Source organism: Bordetella trematum (assembly GCF_900078335.1).
GTDB lineage: Bacteria > Pseudomonadota > Gammaproteobacteria > Burkholderiales > Burkholderiaceae_B > Bordetella > Bordetella trematum.
The window spans coordinates 64,249-90,408 of the sequence record NZ_FKBR01000019.1 but is presented as its reverse complement, the minus strand read 5'-3'; the positions used below and the strand labels follow the sequence as shown (position 1 = coordinate 90,408).

25 protein-coding genes are annotated in these 26,160 nt (G+C 66.4%); 4 read left to right on the top strand and 21 right to left on the bottom strand.

The window, feature by feature from the left end; translation table 11 throughout:
• Positions 1 to 7: 7 nt before the first annotated feature.
• The 13 genes from kdpA to A7V84_RS09105 form a co-directional block, all read right to left on the bottom strand.
• Entirely contained in the window at positions 8 to 1,711 is a 1,704-nt protein-coding gene (gene kdpA, locus A7V84_RS09165; RefSeq protein WP_025513161.1) for a potassium-transporting ATPase subunit KdpA, read from the bottom strand.
• A gap of 133 nt (positions 1,712 to 1,844) precedes the next feature.
• Positions 1,845 to 1,934 (bottom strand): K(+)-transporting ATPase subunit F, encoded by a 90-nt coding sequence (kdpF, locus tag A7V84_RS09160; protein WP_063491791.1) that lies wholly within the window; start codon positions 1,932 to 1,934, stop codon positions 1,845 to 1,847.
• Positions 1,935 to 1,961: 27 nt separating this feature from the next.
• Positions 1,962 to 2,651 (bottom strand): TorF family putative porin, encoded by a 690-nt coding sequence (locus A7V84_RS09155; protein ID WP_025513162.1) that lies wholly within the window; start codon positions 2,649 to 2,651, stop codon positions 1,962 to 1,964.
• 173 nt (positions 2,652 to 2,824) lie between these two features.
• Positions 2,825 to 3,403 (bottom strand): DJ-1/PfpI family protein, encoded by a 579-nt coding sequence (locus A7V84_RS09150; RefSeq protein WP_033535525.1) that lies wholly within the window; start codon positions 3,401 to 3,403, stop codon positions 2,825 to 2,827.
• On the bottom strand, positions 3,403 to 3,729 hold the full coding sequence (locus tag A7V84_RS09145; protein WP_025513164.1) for a Rieske (2Fe-2S) protein: 327 nt from the start codon (positions 3,727 to 3,729) through the stop codon (positions 3,403 to 3,405). Before A7V84_RS09145 ends, A7V84_RS09150 begins: the two co-directional genes overlap by 1 nt.
• A gap of 33 nt (positions 3,730 to 3,762) precedes the next feature.
• Positions 3,763 to 4,800: a 2Fe-2S iron-sulfur cluster-binding protein gene (locus A7V84_RS09140; RefSeq protein WP_033535526.1), complete on the bottom strand. Its 1,038-nt coding sequence runs from the start codon at positions 4,798 to 4,800 to the stop codon at positions 3,763 to 3,765.
• 4 nt (positions 4,801 to 4,804) lie between these two features.
• Positions 4,805 to 6,079 (bottom strand): TRAP transporter large permease, encoded by a 1,275-nt coding sequence (locus A7V84_RS09135; RefSeq protein WP_231940171.1) that lies wholly within the window; start codon positions 6,077 to 6,079, stop codon positions 4,805 to 4,807.
• A gap of 28 nt (positions 6,080 to 6,107) precedes the next feature.
• Positions 6,108 to 6,641 carry a TRAP transporter small permease gene (locus tag A7V84_RS20660; protein ID WP_231886799.1) on the bottom strand — a complete coding sequence of 178 codons (534 nt, stop codon included), beginning with the start codon at positions 6,639 to 6,641 and terminating at the stop codon, positions 6,108 to 6,110.
• Positions 6,642 to 6,700: 59 nt separating this feature from the next.
• Positions 6,701 to 7,852 (bottom strand): TRAP transporter substrate-binding protein, encoded by a 1,152-nt coding sequence (locus tag A7V84_RS09125; protein WP_025513168.1) that lies wholly within the window; start codon positions 7,850 to 7,852, stop codon positions 6,701 to 6,703.
• Between the two features lie 40 nt (positions 7,853 to 7,892).
• A complete protein-coding gene (locus A7V84_RS09120; RefSeq protein WP_063491790.1) occupies positions 7,893 to 8,348 on the bottom strand; it encodes a nuclear transport factor 2 family protein in 456 nt (151 codons plus the stop codon).
• Positions 8,345 to 9,553, bottom strand: a complete 1,209-nt coding sequence (locus tag A7V84_RS09115; protein ID WP_025513170.1) for an aromatic ring-hydroxylating oxygenase subunit alpha — start codon at positions 9,551 to 9,553, stop codon at positions 8,345 to 8,347. Before A7V84_RS09115 ends, A7V84_RS09120 begins: the two co-directional genes overlap by 4 nt.
• A 44-nt stretch (positions 9,554 to 9,597) precedes the next feature.
• Complete coding sequence (locus tag A7V84_RS09110; protein ID WP_025513171.1) at positions 9,598 to 10,395, bottom strand: IclR family transcriptional regulator; 798 nt, start codon at positions 10,393 to 10,395, stop codon at positions 9,598 to 9,600.
• Between the two features lie 245 nt (positions 10,396 to 10,640).
• A complete protein-coding gene (locus tag A7V84_RS09105; protein WP_033535625.1) occupies positions 10,641 to 11,312 on the bottom strand; it encodes an ankyrin repeat domain-containing protein in 672 nt (223 codons plus the stop codon).
• 117 nt (positions 11,313 to 11,429) lie between these two features.
• On the opposite strand from A7V84_RS09105, the gene A7V84_RS09100 reads away from it, so the two are divergent.
• Together A7V84_RS09100 and A7V84_RS09095 are read left to right on the top strand one after the other, a co-directional pair.
• Positions 11,430 to 12,308 carry a LysR family transcriptional regulator gene (locus A7V84_RS09100; protein WP_025513173.1) on the top strand — a complete coding sequence of 293 codons (879 nt, stop codon included), beginning with the start codon at positions 11,430 to 11,432 and terminating at the stop codon, positions 12,306 to 12,308.
• A 154-nt stretch (positions 12,309 to 12,462) separates the two neighbouring features.
• A complete protein-coding gene (locus tag A7V84_RS09095; protein WP_033535529.1) occupies positions 12,463 to 12,951 on the top strand; it encodes a GlcG/HbpS family heme-binding protein in 489 nt (162 codons plus the stop codon).
• A gap of 57 nt (positions 12,952 to 13,008) precedes the next feature.
• Here A7V84_RS09095 and A7V84_RS09090 read toward each other — a convergent pair whose 3' ends face one another.
• From A7V84_RS09090 to A7V84_RS09055, 8 genes are all read right to left on the bottom strand, one after another.
• The gene (locus A7V84_RS09090) at positions 13,009 to 14,217 is read right to left on the bottom strand and encodes an amidohydrolase family protein (RefSeq protein ID WP_025513175.1); all 1,209 of its coding nucleotides are present in this window, start codon (positions 14,215 to 14,217) and stop codon (positions 13,009 to 13,011) included.
• A gap of 166 nt (positions 14,218 to 14,383) precedes the next feature.
• Complete coding sequence (locus A7V84_RS09085; protein ID WP_025513176.1) at positions 14,384 to 15,391, bottom strand: Bug family tripartite tricarboxylate transporter substrate binding protein; 1,008 nt, start codon at positions 15,389 to 15,391, stop codon at positions 14,384 to 14,386.
• A gap of 52 nt (positions 15,392 to 15,443) precedes the next feature.
• Positions 15,444 to 16,703, bottom strand: coding sequence for a CaiB/BaiF CoA transferase family protein (locus A7V84_RS09080; RefSeq protein WP_025513177.1), 1,260 nt, complete (start codon positions 16,701 to 16,703; stop codon positions 15,444 to 15,446).
• On the bottom strand, positions 16,700 to 17,503 hold the full coding sequence (locus tag A7V84_RS09075; RefSeq protein ID WP_033535530.1) for an oxepin-CoA hydrolase, alternative type: 804 nt from the start codon (positions 17,501 to 17,503) through the stop codon (positions 16,700 to 16,702). The genes A7V84_RS09080 and A7V84_RS09075 overlap by 4 nt, the downstream gene beginning before the upstream one ends.
• Entirely contained in the window at positions 17,500 to 18,657 is a 1,158-nt protein-coding gene (locus A7V84_RS09070; protein WP_063491789.1) for an acyl-CoA dehydrogenase family protein, read from the bottom strand. Before A7V84_RS09070 ends, A7V84_RS09075 begins: the two co-directional genes overlap by 4 nt.
• Positions 18,658 to 18,693: 36 nt before the next feature.
• Positions 18,694 to 19,887, bottom strand: coding sequence for an acyl-CoA dehydrogenase family protein (locus A7V84_RS09065; protein ID WP_025513180.1), 1,194 nt, complete (start codon positions 19,885 to 19,887; stop codon positions 18,694 to 18,696).
• Positions 19,888 to 19,898: 11 nt separating this feature from the next.
• Positions 19,899 to 21,074, bottom strand: a complete 1,176-nt coding sequence (locus A7V84_RS09060) for an acetyl-CoA C-acyltransferase (RefSeq protein ID WP_033535531.1) — start codon at positions 21,072 to 21,074, stop codon at positions 19,899 to 19,901.
• A gap of 83 nt (positions 21,075 to 21,157) precedes the next feature.
• Positions 21,158 to 23,275 (bottom strand): 3-hydroxyacyl-CoA dehydrogenase NAD-binding domain-containing protein, encoded by a 2,118-nt coding sequence (locus tag A7V84_RS09055; protein WP_025513182.1) that lies wholly within the window; start codon positions 23,273 to 23,275, stop codon positions 21,158 to 21,160.
• 119 nt (positions 23,276 to 23,394) lie between these two features.
• Here A7V84_RS09055 and A7V84_RS09050 point away from each other — a divergent pair, with 119 nt between their 5' ends.
• Both A7V84_RS09050 and A7V84_RS09045 read left to right on the top strand, forming a co-directional pair.
• Positions 23,395 to 24,306: a LysR family transcriptional regulator gene (locus A7V84_RS09050; RefSeq protein ID WP_025513183.1), complete on the top strand. Its 912-nt coding sequence runs from the start codon at positions 23,395 to 23,397 to the stop codon at positions 24,304 to 24,306.
• A gap of 432 nt (positions 24,307 to 24,738) precedes the next feature.
• The gene (locus A7V84_RS09045) at positions 24,739 to 26,148 is read left to right on the top strand and encodes a cytochrome ubiquinol oxidase subunit I (RefSeq protein ID WP_025513184.1); all 1,410 of its coding nucleotides are present in this window, start codon (positions 24,739 to 24,741) and stop codon (positions 26,146 to 26,148) included.
• Positions 26,149 to 26,160 lie beyond the last annotated feature (12 nt).

The following is a 26,160-nucleotide window of genomic DNA, read 5'->3' as shown; positions in this document are numbered from 1 at the left end:
TGGTTCCTCAGAAAGTCTGGCCGGACAGCATGAGCGTGTGTTCGACGATCGGGCCCAGGGCCAGCGCCGGCAGAAAGGTCAGCCCGCCCACCACCAGCACCACGAACACCAGCAGCACGGTAAAGAGCGGCGTGGCCGTCGAGAGCGTACCGGCGCTGGGCGGCACCGTCTTCTTGGCCGCCAGGCAACCGGCCACCGCCAGCATGGGCAGCAACGTCAGATAGCGGCCAAACAGCATGGCCAGGCCGATGGTGGTGTTGAAGAACGGCGTGTTGGCGTTCAGGCCGGCAAAAGCCGAGCCGTTGTTGGCCGTGCCCGAGGTGTAGGCATAGAGCACTTCGCTGAAACCATGCGGGCCGCCATTGGCCAGACTGTCCAGCGTGCCGGGCATCAGGCTGGCGATGGCGGTAAAGCCGAGAATGCACAGGGGATGCGCCAGCACGGCCAGCATGACGTACTTCATTTCGCGCGCTTCGATCTTCTTGCCCAGGAACTCGGGTGTGCGGCCGATCATCATGCCCACCAGGAAGACCGTCAGAATGGCGTAGGTAAGCAGGTTGATCAGGCCGACGCCATCCCCTCCGAACACGTTGTTGAGCATCATCTGGGCCAGCGGCACCAGCCCGCCCAGCGGGGTGTACGAGGCATGCATGGAGTTGACCGAGCCGGTGGTCGCAGCCGTCGTCACCGAGGCGAACAGGCTGCTGCCGGCCACGCCGAAGCGCATTTCCTTGCCTTCGAGGTTGCCGCCGCCCTGCGCGCCGCTGTGGGCCTGATCCACGCCCAGCGGCGTGAGCAGCGGGTTGCCGCCCTGCTCGGCGCCGTAGACCAGCGACAGGAAGCCCACGAACATCAGCAGAAAGGCCGCCAGGAAAGCCCAGCCTTGCGCCCGGCGGCCCAGCAGACTGCCGCAGGCATAGGTCAACGCGGCCGGAATCAGCAACATGCCCAGGATGTGCAGAGTGTTGGTCAGCGGCGTGGGATTCTCGAACGGATGCGCGGCGTTCATGCCGAAGAACCCGCCCCCGTTGGTGCCGATGTGCTTGATGGCTTCCAGGCTGGCTACCGGGCCGACGATCAGTTGCTGACGCGCCCCTTCCAGCGTGCTGACGACCGCCTGGGCGTCCAGTGTCTGCGGGATGCCCTGCCAGACGTAGACCAGCGCCAGCAGAAAGCACAGAGGCAGCAGCAGGCGGTATAGCACCCGCGTAAAGTCCACCCAGAAATTACCGATGTCCTGCCTGTTGCGGCCTGCCAGCCCGCGCAGGAAACCGCCTGCCGCAGCCACGCCCGTGGCCGCGCTGACCGACATCAGAAAAGTGATGACCGCCATCTGCGACAGGTTGGACAGGCTGCTCTCTCCGGAATAGGCCTGCCAGTTGGTATTGGTGATGAAAGAGGCCGCCGTATTGAAGGCCAGGTCCGGCGTCTGCGAGGCCCGCGCCAGCGCGTCGCCCGGCAGGTACTGCTGCAGGCGCAGCAAGGCATAGCCCAGCAGCATCATGGCGGCGTTGCTCAGCAGCAGCGCCAGTCCGTAACGTTTCCACGACATGCCTTCGGCCGGGTCGATGCCCAGCACCTGATAGGTGCCGCGCTCCAGCAGGCTGTGCGAAGGCCGGGTAAAAAGACGGGCGATCCACTTGCCCAGCAGCACCGTCAACAGCACCGCCAGCGCCAGGACCATGGCGAATTGCGCGATATCGATAGCCATCACGACCCCCGCTCAGAGCTTGGCCAGGCCGGCAATAAAGCCGGCGATCAGCGCAAAGACGACCAGCGTCAGCGCCACGAACAGAACATCACCCATGGGTGCACCTCGAATTATTGGCAGTCATGCCCGGGCCTCAGAACCGTTGCGGTTCCAGCAGGGCGAAGATCAGATAGGCGAACAAGCCGACGGTCACGAGCGCCAGCCCGATGGTCATGAAACTCATGTTTTCTCTCCGGAAGAAACCTGGCCGCTAGAACCCGGCCTGCAGGGACAGCACCACGCGGGTACCCGCCATTTCGGGGAACAGCCGCCTGGCGGCCGAGTCGGTCGCATGCAGCGTCAGGCGTGCTTCCAGCGGCGCCTTGAACGCCCAGGCCAGGCCGAGCGAGCCGCTCGTGTAGCTGTCGGCATAACGGCTTTGCAGCAGGTAGCGCGAGAGGGTTCCCTCCAATCGCCAGCCCTGGCCCAGCGGCTGCCGCAGACCCAGAGTCAGGTAGCTGCCGCGCGTCTTGCTGGCCATGGCGTTGCTGGAATGACTCGCGGAGGCCCAGACGCGTTCGCGCCAGCTCAGCACGCCCGTGACTTCATTCCAGTTCAGGCCGATGTCCGAGCCCGGATACTGGTAGCGCTGGACATAGAGATCGGCTCCCCAGTCCTCGGCGAGCGCCCCGCTCCAGCCAGCGGCCAGGTCGAACTCGCTGGCAGCCCCGTTGTCAGGCCGGTACTTCACGTTCGAGCCCCACACCGAGGCGTAGAAGCCGCTGCCATGGGTATATCTGAGGTCGCCCTGCAAGGCGGGTCTTTCGCGTGTCTGGGAAGCGCCGCGCCAGACATAATCGGAAGCCAGGGTCAGCGAGCCGGAAAACTGGGCCCGCGCCGTCAGCGGCAGCGCCGACAGCAGGGCCAGGCCGGTCACGGCCAGGTATGACTTGCACCGCATCGTTCTCTTCGTGTTCGAACGGCAAAATTGCCTGCACAAAGTATCGATCCGAGGCCCGTAAAGTTTCCATTACCAAACCCCGGCTGGCCGTAAAGACGGCGTAAATTCACGCGGGGGAATAGCCGAAAGGCCGCCATCAAGGCGGCCTTTCATGACGGGATGCGCCGCGCCGGTCAGTGCGTGATGCGTGTGCCCAGCAAGGCCAGGAACTGCGCCAGCCAGGCCGGGTGCGACGGCCAGGCGAACGCCGTGACGAGGTTGCGGTCGGTCAGCGCCTGGTCCATGGCGAGGTCCACATATTCGGCGCCGGCAGCGCGCACCTCGGGCGCACAGGCGCCGTAGCCGCTGCAGCGGTAACCGCGCAGCACATCCGCGGCGCACAGCAACTGCACACCGTGACAGATGCAGGCCACCGGCTTGCCCGTCTCGAAGAAGTGGCGCACCAGCGCCAGCACCGACTCGTCCAGCCGCAGATATTCCGGCGAGCGGCCGCCCGGAATCACCAGCCCGTCAAAGCCGGCAGGCTCCAGCCCGGCGAAATCGGCCGTCACGAAAAAACGGTGGCCTTCCTTTTCGCTATAAGTCTGCGCGCCTTCGAAATCATGCACGGCGGTGCGCACGTAGTCACCGGCCCGCTTGCCGGGGCAGACCACATGGACCTCGTGCCCCACGGCCATCAGGGCCTGCAGCGGCACCATGGCCTCGTAATCCTCGACATAGTCGCCCACGATCATCAACAGTTTCTTGGCCATCAGGAATTCTCCGGTTCCAGACCGACGTAGACGAGGGAGCCCTCGACGCGCGTCGGGTACATCATCAGGGGTTTTTCCGCCGCGCCCAGCGCCTGGCCGGACTCGATGTCCCATTGCCACAGGTGCTTGGTGCAGATCAGGCGGTTCTTCTTCAAAAGGCCGTCGCACAGGCGCTCGTCCATGTGCGGGCAGACGGCCTGTGCGGCGTAGAACCTGTCGCCCTGGCGCATCAGCACCACCTCATGCCCGTCCACCTTGCGCTCCACGATCGCGCTTTCGGCCACGTCCTGCGTCCCGCAAGCCTCGACCCATCTCTTTTGCTGCATCACTACCCTCCACGAAAGCCCGGCATACGCGGCTCAATAAAAGTTGTCACTGCTGATGGCGTCAGGCTCGATGTCGGTCTGCGTCAGCAAGGTGCGCAAGGTATGCGCCACCATGGCCGGCGGACCGGTCACATAGACTGCCGCCGCCGTCCAGTCGATGTCTGCGCGCGCGGTCAGCCGATCCACCGGATAGCCCTGCTCGCAGGCCACGCCGAGAGCATGCGCCGGCGGCGCGGCATCGCTGCAGACCGCGATCTGCAGCCCGGTTTGCCCGCGCTGGCGCGCCGCCAGTTCATCGGTCAGCGCGGGCACCTGTCCGGCGTCGCGCACGCCCCAGAAAAGCCACATGCGCCGGCGCGCCAGAAAGCGCTCGCTGGCGGCCCACTGCAGGGCTGCCAGCCCCACGGAAATGCCCGAGCCGCCCGCGATCACCACCATGTCCTGGTCGGGCCGCGGCGCCAGGCTGGCCCGGCCCATGGGGCCGAAGGCAAGCAAGGCCTGACCGACATGGGCCGGGTCGGTCAGCCAGCGCGAAAAACACCCCTCCCCCCGCTGGGCGACGATGAGCCGCACTCGTCCCGTGTCCGGATCGACCCCCGCAATGGAATAGGCCCGCTGCCCGGGCAGGCCCGGGGCCTGCACCATCAGGTACTGCCCGGCCAGATAGGGAAGCGTGCGCGGCAGCGCCAGGGTCACCTGGTAAAGGTCTCCGCCCAGCGGCCGGATGTCGCTCAGCGTGGCCGGCAACTCCGATGGCGTGGCGGCCTGCGGCAGCGCCGCGGCCAGGCGCAGCTGCAGCACACAGTCGGTGCGCGGCCGGCTCTGGCACAGCAGCACGCGTGGCGCGGCCTCGCCCTCCTCGCCCACAACAAGCGGGCTGCCCTCCTCCCCGGCCAGGCAGACCGTCCCCTGCAGCAGACGCGCCTCGCAGGAGCCGCAGCCTCCGCTGCCGCACAGATAATCCAGCGGCGCAGCCTGACGCAGGCCGGCCTGCAGCAGGGTCTCGTTATGGTCGGCGATGAAGACGGGCGCCGCGGCGCCCGCCCCCCGGATCTGGAATGTGGTGCTCATGACGTCACAGGAAGGCAAGGCTGAAGAAAGGCAAGGCTGCGATCACGCCCCACGCCACCAGAATGGGCAGGATCATGAACCAGATGTCCTTGATGAGCTGCGCATAACTCAGGCCCATGGCCATCGAGGTAATGAACAGATTGAGGCCGTGCGGCGGACTGATGAAGCCCAGGCCCGCGCCCACGATGAACACCACCCCCCAATGAATGGGGTCGATGCCGATCTCCATGGCGATCGGCGCCATGATGGGCGCCAGCACCAGGATCACCGCCACCACCTCCATGAAGGTGCCGAACAGCAGCACGATGCCCATCATCAGGATCAGCGTCGCCGTGGCGCCGAACTGCTCGGAAAACGCGATCAGATGCCCGAACACCACATCGGGGACCTCCAGGATCGAGAGCACCTGCTGGAACTGGATCGAAAACACCACCATCGGCCCGATGACCCCCATGATGGAAGCGCTGCCCATCAGCACGCCCGGCAACTCGCGCAGCCGCACGCCGCGCGCCCACCAGACGGCCACCACCGCGCAGTACAGCGTCACCACGCCCGCCGCCTCGGTCGGGCTGAAGATGCCCGAATACAACCCCACGAACAGCATCGCGATGGCAAGCAGCGCGGGCAGGGCCCCTGCCGCGCTGGCGCCCACCTCTTCCCAGTAACCGCCCTGCTCCACGCTGCCCGGCTCGTAGCGGCGGGTCCGCGCGATCGCGGCAAAGAAGATAAAGGCGAGGATGAGCAACCCGGGCAGGATGGCCGCCAGGTTCAAGGCCACCGGCGAGGCATTGACCGTCAGGCTGTAGATGATGATGATGGTGCTGGGCGGGATCAGCCCCCCCAGAATGCCGCCGGCGGCCACCGCCGAGCCGCCGCGCGACATCGGCACGCCGGCACGCCGGAACTCCGGGGCCATCAGCTTGCCCATCGTGGCCGAGGCGGCCGCACTGGAGCCGCTGATGGCGCAGAACATCCCGCTGGCCAGCACCGAAGCGGCCGCCGTGCGGCCCGGCACCGCGCGGATCAGCGCCTTGGCAAACCGCACCAGCTGGCGTGACACCCCGCCTGCGGTCAACAGGTCGCCGGTAGCCACGAACAGCGGCACGGCCAGAAAGGTGTAGTTCTTCAGGGCATCGATGGATGACACCCCCATGTTCATCAGGGGGAAATCCACCACCCAGTATGACGATGCGGCGACCCATACCGCGAGAATCAGGGTCATCGGCGTGCCCGCCACGAACAGGGCCACGCAGAACAGGGAAATCCAAAGCACGGACACGATACGTTCTCCTCGTCGCCTTGGCGGCTCAGGCCGCCGGCGCAGCCTGGTTACGGCGTTCTTCTTCGAGCTGATCCCAGTCGAACAGCACCAGGAACAGCCGCTGCGCGATGCGCACCATGGAAAAGCCCCAGCCCAGCGGCACCGCCAGGTTGGCCCAGGCCAGCGGGATCGAGGTCCCGAAGATCGTCTGTTCGCTGGCCAGGTTGCGCTCGATGATGGCGCTGGTGGTGTAGAGGATCACGCCGCCGATGGTCAGCCACAGCGTCATGTCCATCACTTCCAGCGTGCGCCGCCCCCAGGCCGGCATGGCCTCGCGAAACTGCAGAAAGGCCAGGTTCGTGCCATAGCGACAATGCTTGGCCATGGCGAACCAGGACAGCCAGATGAAGGCGTACATGGCCACCTCCGGCCCCCAGGTGGCCTGCTGCTGGAACAAGGCACGGCGCAATGTCTCCACGCCCACCAGCGCGATCAGGGTGACGTAGCTGGTGAGGATCACGGTGTTTTCCACCTTGTCCATGCACCGGCCCAGCACCGCTCCCGTTTTTCTGATTTTCACTGTTTGTCTCCCCCGAAGCCTTCACGCAGCGCCGCGCGGCGCTGCGTTCGTGCCGGCCGTCAGGCCCACCATTTGTCGGCCTGCAAGCCATCGGTGCGCATGCGCGCGGCACTTTCCTGGAAGGCGCCATAGACGTCCAGGCCCGCGATGGCGTCCAGCCGTTTGCGCACATCGGCGTAGAGCTCGGGGTTGTTCTCGACCCGGCCCATCTGCTGAAACGCCTGTCGCTGCGCGGCATCCAGGCGCACCTGACGCAGCCCGCCGCGCACATAGGCCGACTCCGGCGACGGATCCGGGCCATTGCCCACCAGCGTGGACTCGGCCACGGAAGCATCCTCATAGGCCTGGCGCATGGTTTCCCAGGCCGACTCGAACACCACCTCCTGCAGCCGCGCCGGCAGCTTGTCGAGCGCACGCGTGGACATGAAGATCATCGAAAAGCCGGGGCAGAACTCGACCTGCACGTCCTGCGACAGCACCGTGTACATGCCGAAGCCGGCGGCCGCGCTGGGATAGGTCTCGGCCGCATCGACCAGGCCCGACTTCAGCCCCTCCAGCAACTCGCCCCAGGCCAGCGGCACCGGCATCATCTGCATGCTCTTGGCAAAGTTGCTGATCATGGTGCTGTTGGTAATGCGGATCTTGGCGCCACGCAGGCGCTCGGGAGAATTCATGTCGGGCTCGTCGGCATACTTGCGACCCATCATGATGTTGCGCATGCCGCCGCTGCCGTACAACGGCACGATGCCGTACTTGCTGCGCAGGATGTCCCGGTACAGGCGGTTGGAGTCCGCGCTGAACAGGAAGTTGTGATACGCCGCGCGGTTTTCCCACAAGAACGGCCAGTCCATCGCCATCGAGTAGGGCATCACCGAACCCGCGTTCTGGAAGGTGGACGAGCCCATATCCAGGACGCTGTTCATGACCCGGTCGGCGCACTGATCTTCCGAACAGGTCTGCGCCTTGTCGATAAGCTGGATGGCGATTTCGCCATCCGATTTCTCCTGGACGCGGTTCACGAAGTCATAGATGCCCGGCGCCGTGTATTCGGCTGCCGCAGGGGTATAGATGCTGCCGAACCGGAAGCGATACTTCGCCGACCGGGCCGGCTTGCCGCTTGCCAGCAGGCGCGTGGGCAGCGCGGCCATCGTGGCCCCGCCGGCGGTGGCCAGCAGCAGGCGCCGGCGCGATTCAATGTAGCGTTCAGACATGAGAGTCACCTATTTGACGAGCGGGCGCGCGGCCCCGTTTTCAGAGGGGAACGTGGATGCCGGCGCCCAGCGAGCGGGTCTGCAGGCGCACATCGCGTTGCTTGAGCAGCAGCCGCTCGCCATCGGCGAGCACATCACGGTAGGTGCCGCAGGCAAACAGCACGCTGCGGCCGGCGGGGTCAGTGTGGGTCACCACGAACTTGGCTCGGGCTTCATACTCGCCCGGGCCCAGTTCGCGCAGCCGGGCAGGCCCGACCTGGCGCGTGAACGTGCCGCCCATGCGCACGTGCTGGGCGACCATCCCGGTCATGTTGGCCATGCTGGCCTTGTCATGATCCAGCCACACCATGTCCTTGCCCAGCTCCGGGCTGTAGGCCCGCACGCAGTAGCGAAAACCCTCGTGGCAGCAGCCCAGGAAATCCGGGTACGACTCCTGGTCGAGAAACTCCGACAGGTCGTACAGAAAGTCGTTGATACGCAGCGTCGCGTCGTTCATTTTGCGTTCTCCTCCAAGGTCTGGCCCGCCAGGGGGTTGCTGGCCTCGCGTTGCATGTGGCGGCCCCATACCCGGTAGTAGGCGCGCATGATCTCGTCATCCTGGGCGCGCAGGTTTTCATGCCGCGCGAACTGGCCCCAGCGCGATGCGCCGCGCCGGTGCGTCTCGGACACTGCCTCCACGAACACCACGTCCTCGGCCAGGTTGCGACCCAGCGGCCCCCAGATCTCGTTGTGATGCCGCACCCGCAGCGCGCGATCATGCTCGGACTCGCCCAGCACGCCCAGGCCGCGCTGCTCGAGCAGCGTCACGCCGGGCGCAATCGGAATGGTGGTGTCGATGCGGATGGCCGTGGCGCGCACCAGGATGGTGGTATTGGGAAAGAGATCCACCAGGCGCAGCTCGCCAGGGCGCAGGCCGGGCAGCAGGCATTCGTCGCGGCTTTCCCAGCCTTTGTAGTTGTCATAGGAGACCGTCATCGGATCCAGCGTGCCGTGCCCGTTGGGATGGATGATCCAGCGCCGGTCGTGATAGCCGTCGGCCATGATGGCCGTCGATCGGTTCACCACATGGCCCCACTCGTGGTAGAGCTCCATATTGGTTTCGTGCCACTGTTTCCAGTTGGCCTGCATCAACACCTCGTGATAGTGGAAGACCTCCAGCGGCTTGACCGCCATGACGTCTTCCAGGCAATCCATCACGTCGCCCACGTCGGTGTCAAAGTCGGGTGCATCATCGTCCAGGTTGATGAAGATCAGGCCGAACTTCTCGTGGCAGCGCACCCGCCGCAAGCCGTTTGCGCTCTTGCACACGCCGGCCTGTTCATAGCCCTCGGCACGCGTGATCTCGATGCACTGCCCCCGGTCATCGAAAGACCAGAGGTGGAAGAAACAGGTCAGGCGTCGCGCGTTGCCGCGCACCTCGGTCACGAGCTTGGCGCCACGGTGCGGACAGGCGTTGTAGAAGGCGCGCACGCTGCCGTCGTCGCCCCGGATCACGAAGATGGGAATGCCGGCATGGTTCAAGGCGCGATAGTCCCCGGGCGCAGGAATCTCGCTTTCGTGGCAGGCGAACTTCCAGGTCTTGGCAAAGATATCGCGCAGTTCCTGGTCAAAGATCTCCTGGGAGGTATAGATGTTGGCATCGACATAGTGGTCTCCCGGAAGATCGGGACGAGCGCACCACTGCCCGGCGGATCGAGACATGGGTATTTCCTCGTTCAGAAATGAAAAGACGATGAATCGGGTCGTCAGAAAAGCCAGCGCCTGAGCTGACGCAGGGCCGACGCCGCCGCGCCCACGCTGACCACACAGCGCTGCAGGCGCTCCAGCAGCATCTGTTCGCGCGCCGGCGACAACGAAGCCGACTCGACGGTCAGGGTGACGCAGCCCAGGGCCTTGCCTTCGACAATGAAACTGCGGCCAAATGCGGAGACGCCTTCGTAGGCCTCATCCTTGGAAATCGCGAACTGATCCGCGCGCACCGCCTGGATCTCCTGGCGCAGCGCCGGCAGGTTCGACAAGGTGTAGGGCGTCGGCGTGGGATAGGGCTCGGCGCCCAGCATGGCCGGCCAATGCGCCTCCTCCATGGCCGCCAGCAGCAGCTTGCCGGAGGCCGAGCCGTGCAGCGGGCTGCGCAGCCAGGCCTGGTAGTACGGCGCCAGCATGCGCTGGCCGATCACGAAATCCAGCACCAGCCGCTCGTAACCCACGAACAGCACCAACGAGGACGTCTCTCCGGTTTCTTCGCGCAATGCTTCCAGCGCGCTGCGGCAGGCCAGCCGCACCATCGTGATCGGATGTTGAAGATTCAGCGGGGCCAGGCTCTGCGGCGCCGGCAGGTAGCGCTTGCCCGCCGGTTCGCGAACCACATAGCCCAGGGCGATCAGCGAGGCCAGCAGGCGGTGGGCCGAACTGGGCTTGAGATCAAGCTGACCGCATAGCTCCATCAGGGTCAGCGGGCCGGTCGCTTCCTGCAGCGCCTGCAGGATCAGAATGCCTCGCTCCAGCGAACCTACCGCGACGTCTTTGGCTGCGTCTTTTTTCATGATTTCCATTAAACGGAAAGATTTTTCTGTTTGATGGACAAATTATCTTTGTAGACAGAAATTGCAGCCACAGGGTTAACGATGAGAAAACCCATTAAAAATCAGTGAGTTACATTTCCATTAAACGGAAACCCTGCCGTTCCGGCAGGCTGCGGCAGCCGCATCCACCGAGGACATGGCGAAAAAAAGCCTGCGCCACAGCGCAGGCCGGGACCACGTCGGGCGTGGCGGATTTTCTGTCGGTCTCAGCGTCGCGCGCCGGCCTGCTCCAGCTGCCTGGCCATGCCGGCGTAGCCGCGCTGACGGGCATGCTGCAAGGGCGTGACCCCCTGGCCGTCGGCCAGTTCCGGATCGGCGCCCGCCGCCAGCAGCGCAGCCACGATGGCTTCATGGCTGGGACCGCCATCGCCCAGGATGATGGCCTCCAGCAGGGCGGTCCAGCCCAGGCGGTTGACATGGTCAGGCGCCACGCCGGCCTCGATCAGCGTCCTGACCGTCTCCACGTGGCCACGCTCGGCAGCCGGAATGAGAGCCGTGCCGCCATAGCGGTTGGTGCTCTTGAGATCGGCGCCATGCGCCAGGGTCAGCCGCAGTATCTCGTTCAGGCCGCGCGCGCCGGCGTACAGGTAGGGACTGTCATCGATGCGGTCCTTGGCGTTCACGTCGGCCCCCGCCTCGATCAGCGCTTTGGCCGCCGCAATCTGGTTGGCGTGGGTTGCGATCAGCAAGGGCGTGGCCCCGGCCGCATCGCGCGCCTCGATCTGCGCGCCGGCGGCCAGCGCCGCCTGCAGTTGCACGACGTCGCCACGCTCGGCGGCCCGCCGCAATTGCTGCTCCAGCTCGCCGCCTGCGGCGCTTGCCATCCATGACGACACCATGGCGATCATGCCTCCCAGAAAAATGGCGATACGTTCCATCAGCAAGGCACGGCCCTCCTTTTTCAATACATTGTTCGAACTATCGGGGCAGCCGATTGCGACGCCCTGCCGGGAATGATAAAAGTCGCGGGAGATATTCATAAGTTAAATATTCACATGAACCACAGTGGCAAACCGAATAGGCCCCCGCTCGACCTGGACCTGCTGCGCGCCATCGTGATGGTGGTCGACTGCGGCAGCTTCACGGCGGCGGCCACGCGCCTGCACTCCACCCAGTCGACGGTCAGCCAGAAGGTGCGCCGGCTGGAGGAGGTCGTCGGCCATCGGTTGCTGGAACGCGGCCACCGCGAGATCCATCCCACCGATGCGGGAGAAACCCTGCTCGGCTATGCGCGCCACCTGCTGGCCATCAGCGAACAGCTGAATGACGCCCTCTCGGGTAGCGCCAGCGTCACGCTGCGCCTGGGGCTGCCGGATGACTTCGTCACCGGCCGCACCATGGCCGCCCTGGCCGCGTTCAGCCGCGCCCACCCGCAAGCCAAGCTGGAGATCACCAGCGGCCTGAGCCGCGACCTGGCCGCCAGCTATGACCGCGGAGAACTGGAACTGGTGCTCATCAAGCAGCGCCGCCACAGCCGTGAAGCGACGTTCTGCCGTCCCGAGACGCTGGTCTGGCTGGACAGCGCGGCCCACCCCAGCTTCGAGCAGGATCCGGTGCCGCTGGTGACCTTCCCGCCCCGCGGCCTCTACCGCGACGACATGATCAACGCCATCGAGGCCATGGGGCGCAACTGGCGCATCAGCTTCACCAGTTCGGGGCTGGCCGGCATCCTGCAGGCCGTGGCCAGCGGCCTGGGCATGAGCCTGCTGCCCGCCCGCGCCGCCACCCCCGCGCACCGCGTGCTCGACGCCGCGCAAGGCTTTGCGCCCCTGACCACCTTTGAAATCGCCCTGCTGCACCGGCCAGACAGCAACGCGCTCATCCGGCTCGCCGCCGAGCTGCTGGTGGCGCTGCTCGACGAAGAAAACCCCTAGCGCCTGGAGTATCCGATTTGGCACTTCCAGGCATCCAGGAAATTAATTGTTCCATCGCCACGGGCATCGATATCATCAGTTCAGGCTAGACCTGAAGTCCCCTCCCGGCCATCCCCGGCCCGGGATTCAGTCAACGATCATTCCAGGAGTCACCATGGTTTTCCGTCCTGCCCTGTTCGCCCTGCTCGCCCTCTCCGCCGCCCCCCTGGCTTCGGCCCAGGTGCTGCAGGAGAAAAATCTGCCGCTGGACATCGCCTCGGAGATCGCCCAGCAAACGGTCCAGATCTGCCTGGCCGAAGGCTACAACGTCACCGCTGCCGTGGTGGATCGCGCCGGCACGCTGCGCGCCCTGATGCGCGCCGACAAGGCCACGCCGCATACGGTCAGCGCTTCGCAGCGCAAGGCCTACACCTCGGCCTCGACCCGCACGCCCACCAGCACGCTGGCCGAGAACATCCAGAAGAACCCTGGCGCCAGCCAGATGGCCGCCATCGACGGCTTTCTGTTCCTGGGCGGCGGCGTGCCCATCAAGGCCGGCGATGACGTCATCGGCGCGGTCGGCGTGGGCGGCGCGCCCGGCGGCCACCTCGATGAAGCCTGCGCCCTGAAGGCCATCGAGAAAGTCCAGGCCAAACTCAAGTAAACCGCTGCACGCCTGACCCGGCCCGCCGTCGCTTGCTCAGCGCGGCGGGCTTTTCTTTCAGCGCCGGTGCTCCTGCCCGACCGGGGCCGGCGCATCGCGCAGGGGATGCCACACCCGGCCTGCGCGCACCAGGGTGCGTGCGGCGGGCACGCCCGCCACGGCCGCTGCCGCGCACGCGGCCGGCACCGCCATGAAGTCGGCACGGTGGCCCACCTGCAGGCCGTAGCCAGCCAGCCCCAGGACCCGGGCGGCGCACACCGTGGCCATCTCCAGCGCCACGTTCAGCTCCTCATCGGTATAGAACCCGCTGCGATAGCCGACCAGCATGGCCCGCTGCAGCATGTCGCCATTGCCATAGGGCCACCAGGCATCCTGGATGTTGTCGTTGCCGGTAAAGACCAGCACCCCCGCTTCGCGCAGCGCCAGGACCGGCGGAAAGGCCCGCTGGCCCGGCGCGTTGGTCATGATCGCCACGCCGGCCTCGCTCAAGCGCGCCGCCATACGCGCCAGCGCCGCCTCATCCAGGTCGCCCAACCCATAGGCATGGCTGACCGCCACCCGCCCCGCCATGCCCAAGGCCCGCGTGCGCGTGGCGATGCGCGTGAGCTGCTCGGCACATTGTTCGCCGGGCTCATGCAGGTGGATGTCGATCTTCGCGCCATGGCGATCGGCAATGCCGAACACTGCGTCCAGCTGACCATCGGGGTCGCCATCGAGGGCGCCCGGATCGATGCCGCCCACCACTTGCGCGCCTTCCCGCACGGCAGCCTCCAGCCACTGCACCGTGCCGGGACAGGACATCACCCCCGCCTGCGGAAAGGCAACCAGCTCGACATCGATCAGATCACGCCAGCGCTCGCAGGCGCGCATGACCGCATGCAGATGGGTGAGCTGGGTGGTGGCGTCGACATCCACATGGCTGCGCATCGCCATGGTGCCCCACCCCGCCGCCAGACGCAGCAACGCGTCGGCACGTTCCAGTATCGGCGCAGCGGCGGCCAGCTCACGCTTTTCCAATGCCAGCCGCTCGCGCAGCGACGCGGCCGGCTGGTGCGGATGCCAGCGCCCGCCCACGAAACTCTTGTCCAGGTGGATATGGCCATCGACCAGTCCAGGCAATACCAGCTGGCCACCCAGATCGACGGTCTCGATGCCGGCACAGGCCGGCCGCTCGTGCGCCAGGGCGGCAATGCGCCCCTGGCGCACCACAATGTGCAGCGGCGCGCCCTGCGCGTCCACTGCGTTCAAGAAAATACGCTCGTTCATCGGGGCCTCCAGAGCGACGCAGCCCTCCCGGCGGCGTCGTGCAAAAGCTGTAACCCTACGAGCCTGCCGCGCCGCCGACAAATTAATTGTCCGCATCCCTGGCAGTGGATTTGCCACTGGCCGCGCCTGCCGGCGCGACCAGGGCAGGTCCGGGCGAGCCCCGGACTTACTGCGTGGCGATCCCCTTCTCGCGGATCAACGCGCCCCAACGCTCGTAATCCTGCTTGATGCGCTCGCCCATCTGGGCCGGGTCTTCGTAGTGGGCGATGGCCCCCACATTGAGCAGTTTCTCCTGGATATCGGGTTGGGCCAGGATGTCCTTCATCTCGGCGGAAATGCGTTCGACCACCGGCGCAGGCGTGCCGGCCGGCGCCAGCAAACCGCCCCACGACACCGCGTCGTAGCCCTTGAAGCCCTGCTCGGCAATGGTGGGCACCTCCGGCAGCACCTTGATGCGCTCGGGCGAGCCGATGGCGATGGCGCGCAGTTTGCCCGCCTGCACATGCGGCAGCGCCGCCACCAGGTCGGCATACATCACCGGCACCTGCCCGCCGATGGTATCGGTGATCGCCGGCACGCCGCCCTTGTAGGGCACGTGCTGCATCTTGAAGTCGCCCATCTGCTTGAGCAGTTCCATGCTCAGGTGACCAAAGCTGCCCACGCCGGAGCTGGTGTAGTTCAGCGGCGTCTTGGCGGCCTTGGCATGCGCGATGAGCGAGGCCAGGTCGGTCACCTCGGGCAGCAGATCCGGATTGACCACCACCACGATGGGCAGGTCATACACCGTGGCCACCGGCGTGAAGTCCTTCAAGGTGTCATACCGCACGCTGGGGTAGAGGTGCGGCGCCAGCAAGGTGGGCGTGGCCAGCGTCATCAGGGTATAGCCGTCAGGCGCGCTGTTGGCGACCTGGGTGGCCGCAATGGTGCCGGATGCGCCCGGGCGGTTCTCCACGACGATGGTCTGCTTCAGGCGTTCGCCCAGTTCCTGGCCCACCAGCCGCGAGGCAGTGTCGGTCGGACCGCCCGCCGGGAACGGTACGAACAGCCGGATCATCTTGTCGGGCCACTCGGCCGCCTGGACCGGCGCCAGGCCCGCCACCAGGGAAGCCGCTGCCAGGCCCAGCAGCAGTTGGCGGCGCGTATGGCGCAAGGTCGAAGTGATGGGAAGCCGCATGTTGTCTCCTAATAAAAATACGACGGCCCCGCCCTGTCGGGCGAGGTCGGGGTCAGGCCTCGGGTGGGCCGTCCGGCAGCGTGAGCACGCCGGCTTGTTGCAACGCCAGCAACTCGGCATCGCTCATGGCGAGCAGTTGCTGCAGTAGCTCGCGCGTGCCCTCGCCCAGCGTGGGCGGCGCGCGACGGATAGGCAGGCGTTCGCCATCCAGCCGCACGGCCGGGGCGAACACCGGTGTGCTGCCCACGACCGGATGAGGCATGTCCTGCACCAGCCGGCTGCGCCGGCTACGCTCGCAGGTCAGGGCTTCGTGCAGGCCCGCGACGCGGCCGCAGGGAATGCCGGCCTCGGTCATGCGTTGCAGCAGCAGCTCGCGCGGCAAGGCGCCGATGGCCTCGCGCACCAGGGGCACCAGCTCCAAGCGGTTGCGGGCGCGCTGCACATTGGTCGCGAAACGCGGATCCTCGACGATATGGGGCTGCTCGATGACCTGGCGGCAGAAACGCTCGAACTGCGCGTTGTTGCCCACGGCCACGATCAGCGGGCCATCCGAGGCTTCGTACATGCCATAAGGCACGATGGACGGATGGGCATTGCCGTAGCGCTCGGGATCATGCCCCAGTTGCAAGGCATCCAGCCCGTAGTAGCCGGTCAGCGAAATGCCGCTGTCGTACAGCGCCAGCTCGATCAAGCGTCCGCGCCCGTTGCGGCTGCGACCGTACAGGGCGGCCAGCACCGCCTGCGCCGCGCCCATGCCGGTCATCATGTCGACCACCGCCACGCCGAATTTCAGCGGCGGCGAATGGGCCTCGCCATTGATGGCCATCAAGCCGCTTTCGCCCTGTACCACGAGGTCGTAGCCGGGGCGCTTGGCTTCGGGGCCATCGCTGCCGTAACCGGCGATCACGCAATAGATCAGGTCCGGCTTGATCGCCTTGAGGACGTCATAGCCCAGCCCGAGTTTCTCGGCGCCACCGTGCTTGAAGTTGTGGATCACCACATCGAACTGCGGCACCAGCTCATGCACGATGCGGATGCCTTCCGGCGTCTGCAGATCCAGGGTGATGGACCGCTTGTTGCGGTTCATGCTGTTGTAGTAGGTGGTCTCGGTCTTGCCGATGCGGATGCCCCAGTCGCGCGTGTCGTCGCCACGCTGGGGATGCTCGACCTTCACCACCTCGGCGCCGTAGTCGGCCAGCACCTGCCCGCACAACGGACCGGCGAACACCCTGGAGAGGTCCAGGACGCGCACCCCTTCCAGGGGGAAGTCCAAGGTCGCTTCCTGCGCTTGCTGTCGTTGTTCGGTCATCATCGCTCCTCCTTGCCACGCAGCCGACCGAAATCGGCGCGGCGTTTTTCCAGAAATGCGCTGATGCCCTCGCGCGATTCTTCGGTCTCCTGCGAACGCACCATGTCGCGGGCCTCCAGCTCCAACTGCTCTTCCAGGGTGTTGCGCGGCGCGTGCCGGCACAAGGCCTTGATGCGCGCCATGGCCAGCTCCGGCCCCTGGGCCAGCGTGGCTGCCAGCGTAGTCGCCGCGGCCAGCGCCTGGCCCGTCTCGGTCAGGCGGTTGACCACGCCCAGCTCTGCCATGCGCGCACCGCTGACGCGGTCGCCGCTCAGGCACAGTTCGGTCAGCAACTGACGCGACAGAAACTCGGCCAGAAAGGCCGTGGCGCCGCCATCGGGCGTCAGCCCCACCTTGACGTAAGCCACCGAAAACACGGCATCGTGGGCAGCCACCAGCATGTCGCAGGCCAGCGCCAGCGACAATCCGGCCCCGGCTGCTGCGCCCTCGACCGCTGCGATCACCGGCTTGGGGCAGTCGCGCAGGCTGCGGATCAGGTCGTGCAACGCCTCCAGGCGCTCACGCCGCTCGGCCTGCGGCAGTTCGCGCCGTCCGGCCAGTTGCCGCAGATCCCCGCCGGAGCAGAAATGACCGCCCTCGCCCGTCAGCACGATGGCGCCGACGGCCGGGTCGGTGGCGGCCTGACGCAGGGATCCGGTCAGCGCCGCGTAGAAGGCCGGCGACAGGGCATTGCGCGCAGCCACGTTATTGTTCGACAGGATCAGCACGCCGCCCTCGCGGCGGCTCAGCAGGGCTTCGCTCATGCCGGCTGCTCCTGGCGGGCGGCGGCACGCCCCAACTGCATATAACGCGTCAAGTGATGGTCCTGATCGCCGAACTGATGATCGATCATCACCAGTCGCTTGGCGTAATGCGCCAGCGGCAGCTCCCAGGTCATGCCGATGCCGCCGTGCAGCTGGATGCTTTCCTCGGCCACGCGGGTGCCAATGCGCCCGATGCTGTACTTGGCCCCCGCCAACGCCCGCTCGCGCGCGTCGGCATCGTCGTCATCCATGGCCGCGGCGGCGCGGATCACCGCCGAACGCGCCTGCTCGACCTCCAGCAACAGATCCGCCATGCGATGCTGCAGGGCCTGGAAACGCCCGATCGGCGCGCCGAACTGCTGACGGGTGCGCAGATACTCCAGCGTATGGTCCTTGACCACATCCATGGCGCCGAGCGCCTCGGCGCACAGCGCCAGCACGCCATAGCCGCAGACCCGGCGCAACAGCGACAGGCCGCCGCCGGCCTCGCCCAGCAAGGCGCTGGCAGGCAGGCGCACATTCGAGAACGTCAGCTCGGCCGCGTAGCCACCATCGATGCGGCCGTAGGCGCGCTTTCCCAGCCCGGCGGCATCGCCCGGCACCAGGAACAGGCTGATGCCGTGTTCGTCGCAGCGCTCGCCCTCGCTGCGGGCCGACACCAGCAGCCAGTCGGCGCTGTCGCCAAAGGCCACGACCGCCTTGGCGCCATCCAGCACCCAGCCATCGCCCGCACGAGCTGCCGTGGTCGCCACGCGGTTGAGCTCGTAGTGGCTGCCCGGCTCATCATGTGCCAGCGCGGCCACGGCTCGCCCCTCGATCAAGGCCTCCAGCACCGGCTGATGGGCCGACGCCCCGCTGTGCACCAGCGCCTGGCCGACGACCAGCGCCCCCAGCACCGGCTCGCTCGACAGTCCCCGCCCCAGGCATTCGAAAATCACGCTCACGTCAAAACCCTGCCCGCCCAGCCCGCCTGCGGCTTCGGGAAACAGCGCGCCGGTCACGCCCAGGTCCGCCAGCTGCCGGTAGGCCTCGCGGCTGTGACCCTGCGCGCCGTAGGCGATGGCATGACGCGTCTCGATGGGATATTGCCCGGCCAGGAAGCGGTTCAGGCTGTCCGCCAGCATGCGGCGGTCTTCGGTATGTTCGAAATTCATCGTCGTATTCCCTGACTTGGATTGCCTGGCTGCGGCCTACAGGCCAAGCATCATCTTGGCGATGATGTTCTTCTGGATTTCATTGGAGCCGCCGAAGATCGACAGCTTGCGGCTGTTGAAGTACAGGGCCGCCGCCATCGCTGCCGCCGGATCGCCCAGGGGCTCGGCCGGCGTTTCCTCCAGCGCCTCGGGCAGAAACGGCGCCGCGTACACCCCCATGGCGCGACGGGTGAGGCTGAGGATTTCCTGCCGGATTTCCGAACCGCGGATCTTGAGCATGGAGCTTTCCACGCCAGGCGCGCCACCGGCGGCCACGCTGGCCAGCACGCGCAGATTGGTGATCTCCATGTTCTGCAGGTCGATTTCCACCCGCGCCAGGCGGGCAGCGAACAGGGGATCCTCGGCCAGCGGTCGGCCATTGCACAGGCTGCGTTCGGCCACCGCCTTGAGCTTGTCCAGATGCGCCATCGAATAGCCCACGCCGGCGATGTTGGTGCGCTCGTAGGTCAACAGATACTTGGCATAGGTCCAGCCCTTGTTCTCCTCGCCAACCAGGTTCTCCACCGGCACTTTCACATCGGTGAAGAACACCTCGTTGACCTCATGCTCTCCTTCCAGCGTGATGATGGGGCGCACCTCCACCCCGGGCGTCTGCATGTCGATCAGCAGAAAGCTGATGCCCTGCTGCGGCTTGCCTTCACGGCTGGTGCGCACCAGGCAGAAGATCATGTTGGCGTGCTGGCCCAGGGTGGTCCAGGTCTTCTGGCCATTGACCACATAGTGGTCGCCCTCGCGCACGGCGGTGGTCTTGAGCGAAGCCAGATCGGACCCCGAACCCGGCTCGGAATAGCCCTGGCACCACCAGTCCTGGCCATTGAGAATGCGCGGCAGCCAATGCGCCTTCTGCGCCTGACTGCCATACTGGATCAGTACCGGGCCCAGCATGCTGACGCCGAACGGCAGGATGCGCGGCGCGGCGGCCTGTGCGCACTCATGCTCGAAAATGAATTGCTCGATCGCCCCCCAGCCCGGGCCGCCCCAGGCGCGCGGCCAATGCCCGGCCAGCCAGCCCTGCTCGTTGAGAATGGCGTGCCAGCGCTCCAGATCGGCCTTGCCCAGGCGCAGGTTGGCGCGCACCTTGTGCGCCAGATCAGCCGGCAGCCGGTCGCGCAGAAAGGCGCGGACTTCGTCCCGGAAGGCCCGTTCCTGGGGGCTGAATTGCAGTTCCATGATTGCTTCCTTCAGAAAATCTCGAACAAGGCGGCCGCGCCCATGCCACCGCCCACGCACATCGTCACCACGCCCAGACGCGCCTTGCGACGCCGCCCTTCGAGCAGCAGATGCCCGGCCAGGCGCGCACCGGTCATGCCGAACGGATGGCCGACCGAAATGGCGCCACCGTCGACGTTCAGGCGCTCATCCGGTATGCCCAGCTGCTCCTGGCAATACAGGGCCTGGGAGGCAAAAGCCTCGTTCAATTCCCACAGATCGATATCCTCGACCGTCAGCCCATGGCGCTGCAGCAGGCGGGGCACGGCCAGCACCGGCCCGATGCCCATCTCGTCCGGTTCGCAGCCCGCCACGACAAAACCGCGCAGCGCGCCCAGAGGCTGCAAGCCGAGCCGCTCGGCCAGCCGCGCCTCCATCAGCACGCTGGCGCTCGCGCCATCGGAGAGCTGCGAGGCATTGCCCGCCGTCACAAACGCCCCCTCGCCCTTGACCGGCGTCAGCGCGGCCAAGCCCTCCAGACGGGTGTCAGGGCGGTTGCAGCCGTCGGCGCTGATGGTGACTTCACGCTCGCTCACGGCGCCGCTCTGGCGGTCGGTCACCGCCATCACGGTGGTGACGCTGACGATCTCCTCATCAAAGCGCCCGGCCGCCTGGGCCTGCGCCGTCTTGCGCTGGCTTTCCAGGGCAAAGCGGTCCTGGGCCTCGCGCGTGATGCCATAGCGACGCGCCACGACGTCGGCGGTATCGATCATTTCCATATAAAGCGCCGGCTTGTGGGCCACGATCCAGGGATCGCGGCCACTGTCGCCCTGGTTGCGCAGCGCCGAGATGCTTTCCACTCCGCCGGCGATCATGGCCGGCGCGCCATCGCACACAATGCGCGATGCCGCGAAGGCCAGCGCCTGCAGCCCCGAGGCGCAGTAACGGTTGACGGTCGTGCCGCCAATCGACAGGGGCAGTTCCGAACGGACCACGGTCTGGCGCGCCACATTGCGCCCGGTCGTGCCTTCCGGAAAGCCGCAGCCCAGGATCAGATCTTCGATCTGCTGCGGATCGACACCCGAACGCTCGACGGCGGCGCGCACCGCAAAGCTGGCCAGCGTGGGCCCGGGGGTGATGTTGAATTCCCCGCGATGCGACTTCGCCAGCGGCGTGCGGGCAGTGGAAACAATGACGGCTTGACGCAAGATGGCTCCAGGAAAGGGACGAAGAAGGACCGCCCGCCCGGCGCCATGCGCCGCAGGCTTGCCCCCTTCGGGATCGCGCCGGGTCAGGCGCTACGGTTCAGACTGTCGAAATCGCGGCCTTCGGCCACCAGCTTCTCGAGCAGGGGCGCCGGCGTCCAGAACTTGGGATCCTCGGCAGCAAAGCTGCGGATGTCGGCCAGCACCGTCTCCAGCCCCTGCTGATCGGCCCATTTCATCGGCCCGCCGCGCCAGCGCGGAAAGCCATAGCCGGCCACCAGCGTCACGTCGATGTCCAGCGGCCGCAAGGCGATGCCGTCGGCCAGCACCCGGGCCCCTTCATTGACCATGGCCGCCATATAGCGGCGCATGATGTCCTCGGGGGTGAAGGTGCGCGGCGTGACGCCCTTGCGGGCGCGCTCGGCCTGCACGATCTCCAGCACCTCGGGGTCGGGCTGGCCGCTGCGCGTGCCTTCCGGATAAAGATAGAAGCCGCGCCCGGTCTTCTGCCCGAACCAGCCGCGCTCGCACAGGCGGTCGGCCACCTCGACGTACCGGATGTCCGGGTCGCGCGTGGCGCTGCGGCGCTTGCGCATGGCCCAGGCGATGTCGCCGCCGGCCAGATCGGTGACCTGGAACGGCCCCATCGGATAGCCGAACCCGCGCACCGCCGCGTCGATTTCATAGGGGCTGGCGCCATCCTCGATCATGAAGTCGGCGGCCTGCTTGTACACGGCCAGCATGCGATTGCCGATGAAGCCATCGCACACGCCGGCGCGCACCGGGGTTTTCTTCATGCGGCGGGCCAGCTCGAAGGCAGTGACCACCACATCGTCGGCCACCTTGGCCGGCACCACCACTTCCAGCAGACGCATGATGTTGGCCGGGCTGAAGAAGTGCAGCCCGATCACGTCCTGGGGCCGGGAGATGGAATCGGCCAGGACGTCGACGTCCAGATAGGAGGTGTTGGTGGCAAGCACCGCACCCGGTTTGCAATGACGATCCAGGGCCTGGAATACCGACTTCTTGACGTCAAGATCTTCGAACACTGCCTCGATCACCAGATCGGCCTCGGCCAGCGCCCCATAATCGGTCGACAGGCTCAGGCGGGCCAGAATGGCCGCCTTGCGCGCCTCATCCATCCGCCCTTTGGCAATCAGGCGGTCATAGACCTTCTCGACATTGGCCTGGCCTCGCGCCAGCGAGGCGTCATCGCGCTCGACCAGGGTGACCGTCAGGCCCGCGTCCAGCAGCGCCACGGCGATGCCTGCGCCCATGGTGCCGCCGCCGACGACCCCCACACGCTCCAGCGCGCGCGGCTGGGCGCGACGCGCCTCGGGGATTTTGGCGGTTTCGCGTTCGGCGAAGAAAGCATGCACCAGACCCGCCCGCTGCGGGCTGTCCAGACACTGCAGAAAGCGCGCGCGCTCAGCGGCCAGGCCGTCCTCGAACGGCAGCTCGACTGCTGCACGCAGGCATTCGACGATTTTCAGGGGTGAGAACAGACCACGGCTCTTGCGCGCCGTTTCTTCGGCCAGGGTATCCAGCCAGGCCAGCGCCTGCTGCGGTTCGGCGATCGCCAGATCCCGGCAACGGCGCAATGGCGCGCCCGCCGCCAGCAGCTCCTGCACGTAGGTCAGGCCTTCGGCGCGCACCTCGTCGCTCGCGGCCAGCACGTCCACCAGGCCGGCCTCGCGCGCCTTGGCCGCCGTCAGCGGCTGGCCGCCCAGCATCAGCGAGGCGGCGGCCCGTACCCCCATCAGGCGTGGTGCGCGCTGGGTGCCGCCGGCTCCCGGCAGCAAGCCCAGATTCACTTCAGGCAGGCCCAGGCGGGCCGATGCCACCGCCAGGCGATAGTGCGCCGACATGGCCACCTCCAGCCCGCCGCCCAGCGCCGGACCATGAATGGCGGCCACCACCAGCTTGCTGCAGGCCTCGATGCGGTTGCATACCTCGGGCAACGACGGCGGCAGCGGCGGTTTGCCGAACTCGCGGATGTCGGCCCCGGCGATGAAGGCGCGGCCCTCGCCCAGCAGCAGCACGGCACGCACCGTGCCATCGCGCTCGGCCTGTTCAATGGCGCTCAACAGTCCGGCGCGCACCGCCTGGCTCAGTGCATTGACCGGCGGATTATCTATCGTGACGACCAGCACATCACCTTCACGCTGGCAATGCACGACGGCGGTCTCGGCCTGTTTATTCATGCTTATGTCTCCTGGGGCCTTTTCCAACAAGCCACGATTGTTGCCGCCATGCCGATTTCCAACAATTACAGGGGTGTTTGATAGACTGTCAAAAATTTTGATGCAGTGGTGGGACGGATATGGATCTCAACGCGCTGACCTTGCTGGTGGAGATCATCGACTGCGGCAACCTGAGCCAGGCGGCCCGCAAACTCAAAATGACGCGCGCCAATGTCAGCTATCACCTGAGCCAGCTCGAAAAATCGGTGGGCGCCCAGCTGGTCAAGCGCAGCACCCGCCGCGCCGAACCCACTGAAATCGGCATGCGCCTGTACGAGCACGGCCGCATCATCAAGGACGAAGCCCAATCCGCCAGCGACACCATCGCTTCGCTGGGCCAGGGCATGCAGGGCCGGGTGGGCATCAGCGTGCCCAGCGGCTATGGCCAGATCGTGATGAGCGACTGGTTCATCGAGTTCAAGCGGCTCTACCCCGGCATCCAGCTCGACGTGCTGTTCGTCAACCGCACCGAGCACCTGCGCGATGACATCGACATCGCCATCCGGGTCGCCCACGAGCCGCCGCAGACGGTGGTGGCGCGCCACATGGGCGACGTGCATTACGTGCTTTGCGCCACACGCCGCTATGCCGAGCGGCACGGTCTGCCCGAGAGCATCGAAGCCCTGACCAGGTGCCCGGTGATCACCACCGCCCTGGTCGGCCAGCATCTGCGCCTGAGCGCCTGGCGCAATGGCGTACACCAGGAGTTGATGCTGCAACCCTCGCTCAGTTCCGAGAACTTCCCTTTTCTGCGCCAGGCCGTGCTGGCCGACCTCGGGCTGGGCCTGGTGCCCGACTATGTCGTCAAAGACAAGCTCGACAACGGCGAGGTGATCACCGCGCTGAACGACTACCACCTCAGCCTGTTCGGCGTGCATCTCTACCTGCTCTACCTGCCCAACCGCCACCAGACCCGCGCCATGCGCACCTGCGTCGACTTCCTGCTGGCCAAGGCCGCGCAGTCGGAGCATCTGCGCCCCAACATCGCCTGACGGTCGCGCCGCCACCGGGCGTTCGCCACCGGTCGGCCGGATCGTAGCCAACCACGCCGGCATGGCCGGACTCCCGTCTGTGCGGCCGCGATAGGGCGGCCACGCCCGGCACGAAGCCCCCCGCCCCACTGAAAGACAGGATCAGCCCCGGCGCTGCGCCTCGGCACAGGCCCGCGCCGAGCTCTTCGGGTCCATGCCCGGGGCCACCGCCGGCCCCGCGGACGCCTGCCATGGGCTCCGAATTGCTTTATCCATACAAAAACCAATATACTTTTCCAGACATACACTATTAATAAACATACATTATTAGTTTGTATGGATAAGATTGCCGGCCTCCAGGGTGACGCCTGCCCCGGCAATCCCGGACGCTCGCCGGCATCGGCCAGGCGTCGCCATGCGATGCATCGCTTCGCGCTGACAGGTAGCTTTGCCATGTTCAATCTGACCGCTCTCGAACTCGCCCGCATTCAGTTCGGATTCACCATCACCTTTCACATCATCTTTCCGGCCATCACCATCGGCCTGGCAGCCTATCTGGCTGCCCTCGAAGGGCTCTGGCTCTGGAAGAGAAACCCGGTCTACAAGACGCTCTATCACTTCTGGTCGCGCATCTTCGCGGTGAACTTCGGCATGGGCGTGGTATCCGGTCTGGTCATGGCCTACCAGTTCGGCACCAACTGGAGCCAGTACTCCGAATTCGCCGGCAGCATCACCGGCCCGCTGCTGACCTACGAGGTGCTGACCGCCTTCTTCCTGGAGGCCGGCTTTCTCGGCGTGATGCTGTTCGGCTGGAACAAGGTCGGCCCGCGCCTGCACTTTTTCTCCACCGTCATGGTGGCCCTGGGCACGCTGATCTCGGCGACCTGGATCCTGGCCTCGAACAGCTGGATGCAGACCCCCCAGGGCCACGAGATCATCGATGGGGTCGTGGTGCCGGTGGACTGGCTTGCCATCATCTTCAACCCCTCCTTTCCCTATCGCCTTGCCCACATGGTGCTGGCCGCCTTCATCGCCACCGCGCTGATGGTCGCCGCCTCGGGCGCCTGGCACCTGTTGCGCGGGCGGCGCAGCCCCGAGGTGAAGACAATGTTCTCGATGGCCCTGTGGTCGCTGTTGTTGAGCGCGCCGCTGCAGGTACTGGTGGGCGATCTGCACGGCCTGAACACACTCCGGCACCAGCCGGCCAAGCTGGCCGCCATGGAAGGGCACTGGGAAAACCGGCCCGGCGAAGGCGTGCCGCTGATTCTCTTCGGCTGGCCCGACATGCAGGCCGAGATGACCCGCTACAAGATCGAGATCCCGCGCCTGGGCGGCCTCATCCTGACCCATGAATGGGACGGCCAGTACCCCGGCCTGAAGTCATTCCCGCGCGCCGACCGGCCCAACGCCACGATTGTTTTCTGGACTTTCCGCATCATGGTGGGCCTGGGCATGCTGATGCTGCTGCTGGCCTTGCTGGCCGCCTGGAAGCACTGGCGCGGCACCGCCCATCGGTCCCGTGCGTTGCAACGCTTCGCCCTGCTGATGGGGCCGTCCGGTCTGATCGCCCTGCTGGCCGGCTGGTACACCACCGAGATCGGCCGCCAGCCCTGGGTGGTCTACGGACTGATGCGCACTGCCGACGCCGTATCCAACCATTCGGCCCTGACGCTGTCGGTCACGCTGATCGTGCTGCTGGCGGTGTATGCCGCCGTCTTCGGGGCGGGCATCGCCTACGTCTTCAAGCTCATCGCGCGCGGCCCCGACCCCACCGAAAACCCGCCCGACGACACCCTCAACCACCGCCCCGCGCGCCCGTTGTCCGTGATGGACAGCGTGCCGCCGGCCCGGCCCCAACCCTGAACAAGGAAGCGA

Excerpts from the sequence above, each read along its gene's own strand:
- kdpA (WP_025513161.1), bottom strand. The coding sequence starts at position 1,711 with ATGGCTATCGATATCGCGCAATTCGCCATGGTCCTGGCGCTGGCGGTG.
- kdpF (WP_063491791.1), bottom strand. The coding sequence starts at position 1,934 with ATGAGTTTCATGACCATCGGGCTGGCGCTCGTGACCGTCGGCTTGTTC.
- A7V84_RS09155 (WP_025513162.1), bottom strand. The coding sequence starts at position 2,651 with ATGCGGTGCAAGTCATACCTGGCCGTGACCGGCCTGGCCCTGCTGTCG.
- A7V84_RS09150 (WP_033535525.1), bottom strand. The coding sequence starts at position 3,403 with ATGGCCAAGAAACTGTTGATGATCGTGGGCGACTATGTCGAGGATTAC.
- A7V84_RS09145 (WP_025513164.1), bottom strand. The coding sequence starts at position 3,729 with ATGCAGCAAAAGAGATGGGTCGAGGCTTGCGGGACGCAGGACGTGGCC.
- A7V84_RS09140 (WP_033535526.1), bottom strand. The coding sequence starts at position 4,800 with ATGAGCACCACATTCCAGATCCGGGGGGCGGGCGCCGCGGCGCCCGTC.
- A7V84_RS09125 (WP_025513168.1), bottom strand. The coding sequence starts at position 7,852 with ATGTCTGAACGCTACATTGAATCGCGCCGGCGCCTGCTGCTGGCCACC.
- A7V84_RS09120 (WP_063491790.1), bottom strand. The coding sequence starts at position 8,348 with ATGAACGACGCGACGCTGCGTATCAACGACTTTCTGTACGACCTGTCG.
- A7V84_RS09115 (WP_025513170.1), bottom strand. The coding sequence starts at position 9,553 with ATGTCTCGATCCGCCGGGCAGTGGTGCGCTCGTCCCGATCTTCCGGGA.
- A7V84_RS09110 (WP_025513171.1), bottom strand. The coding sequence starts at position 10,395 with ATGAAAAAAGACGCAGCCAAAGACGTCGCGGTAGGTTCGCTGGAGCGA.
- A7V84_RS09105 (WP_033535625.1), bottom strand. The coding sequence starts at position 11,312 with ATGGAACGTATCGCCATTTTTCTGGGAGGCATGATCGCCATGGTGTCG.
- A7V84_RS09100 (WP_025513173.1), top strand. The coding sequence starts at position 11,430 with ATGAACCACAGTGGCAAACCGAATAGGCCCCCGCTCGACCTGGACCTG.
- A7V84_RS09095 (WP_033535529.1), top strand. The coding sequence starts at position 12,463 with ATGGTTTTCCGTCCTGCCCTGTTCGCCCTGCTCGCCCTCTCCGCCGCC.
- A7V84_RS09090 (WP_025513175.1), bottom strand. The coding sequence starts at position 14,217 with ATGAACGAGCGTATTTTCTTGAACGCAGTGGACGCGCAGGGCGCGCCG.
- A7V84_RS09085 (WP_025513176.1), bottom strand. The coding sequence starts at position 15,391 with ATGCGGCTTCCCATCACTTCGACCTTGCGCCATACGCGCCGCCAACTG.
- A7V84_RS09080 (WP_025513177.1), bottom strand. The coding sequence starts at position 16,703 with ATGATGACCGAACAACGACAGCAAGCGCAGGAAGCGACCTTGGACTTC.
- A7V84_RS09075 (WP_033535530.1), bottom strand. The coding sequence starts at position 17,503 with ATGAGCGAAGCCCTGCTGAGCCGCCGCGAGGGCGGCGTGCTGATCCTG.
- A7V84_RS09070 (WP_063491789.1), bottom strand. The coding sequence starts at position 18,657 with ATGAATTTCGAACATACCGAAGACCGCCGCATGCTGGCGGACAGCCTG.
- A7V84_RS09065 (WP_025513180.1), bottom strand. The coding sequence starts at position 19,887 with ATGGAACTGCAATTCAGCCCCCAGGAACGGGCCTTCCGGGACGAAGTC.
- A7V84_RS09055 (WP_025513182.1), bottom strand. The coding sequence starts at position 23,275 with ATGAATAAACAGGCCGAGACCGCCGTCGTGCATTGCCAGCGTGAAGGT.
- A7V84_RS09050 (WP_025513183.1), top strand. The coding sequence starts at position 23,395 with ATGGATCTCAACGCGCTGACCTTGCTGGTGGAGATCATCGACTGCGGC.
- A7V84_RS09045 (WP_025513184.1), top strand. The coding sequence starts at position 24,739 with ATGTTCAATCTGACCGCTCTCGAACTCGCCCGCATTCAGTTCGGATTC.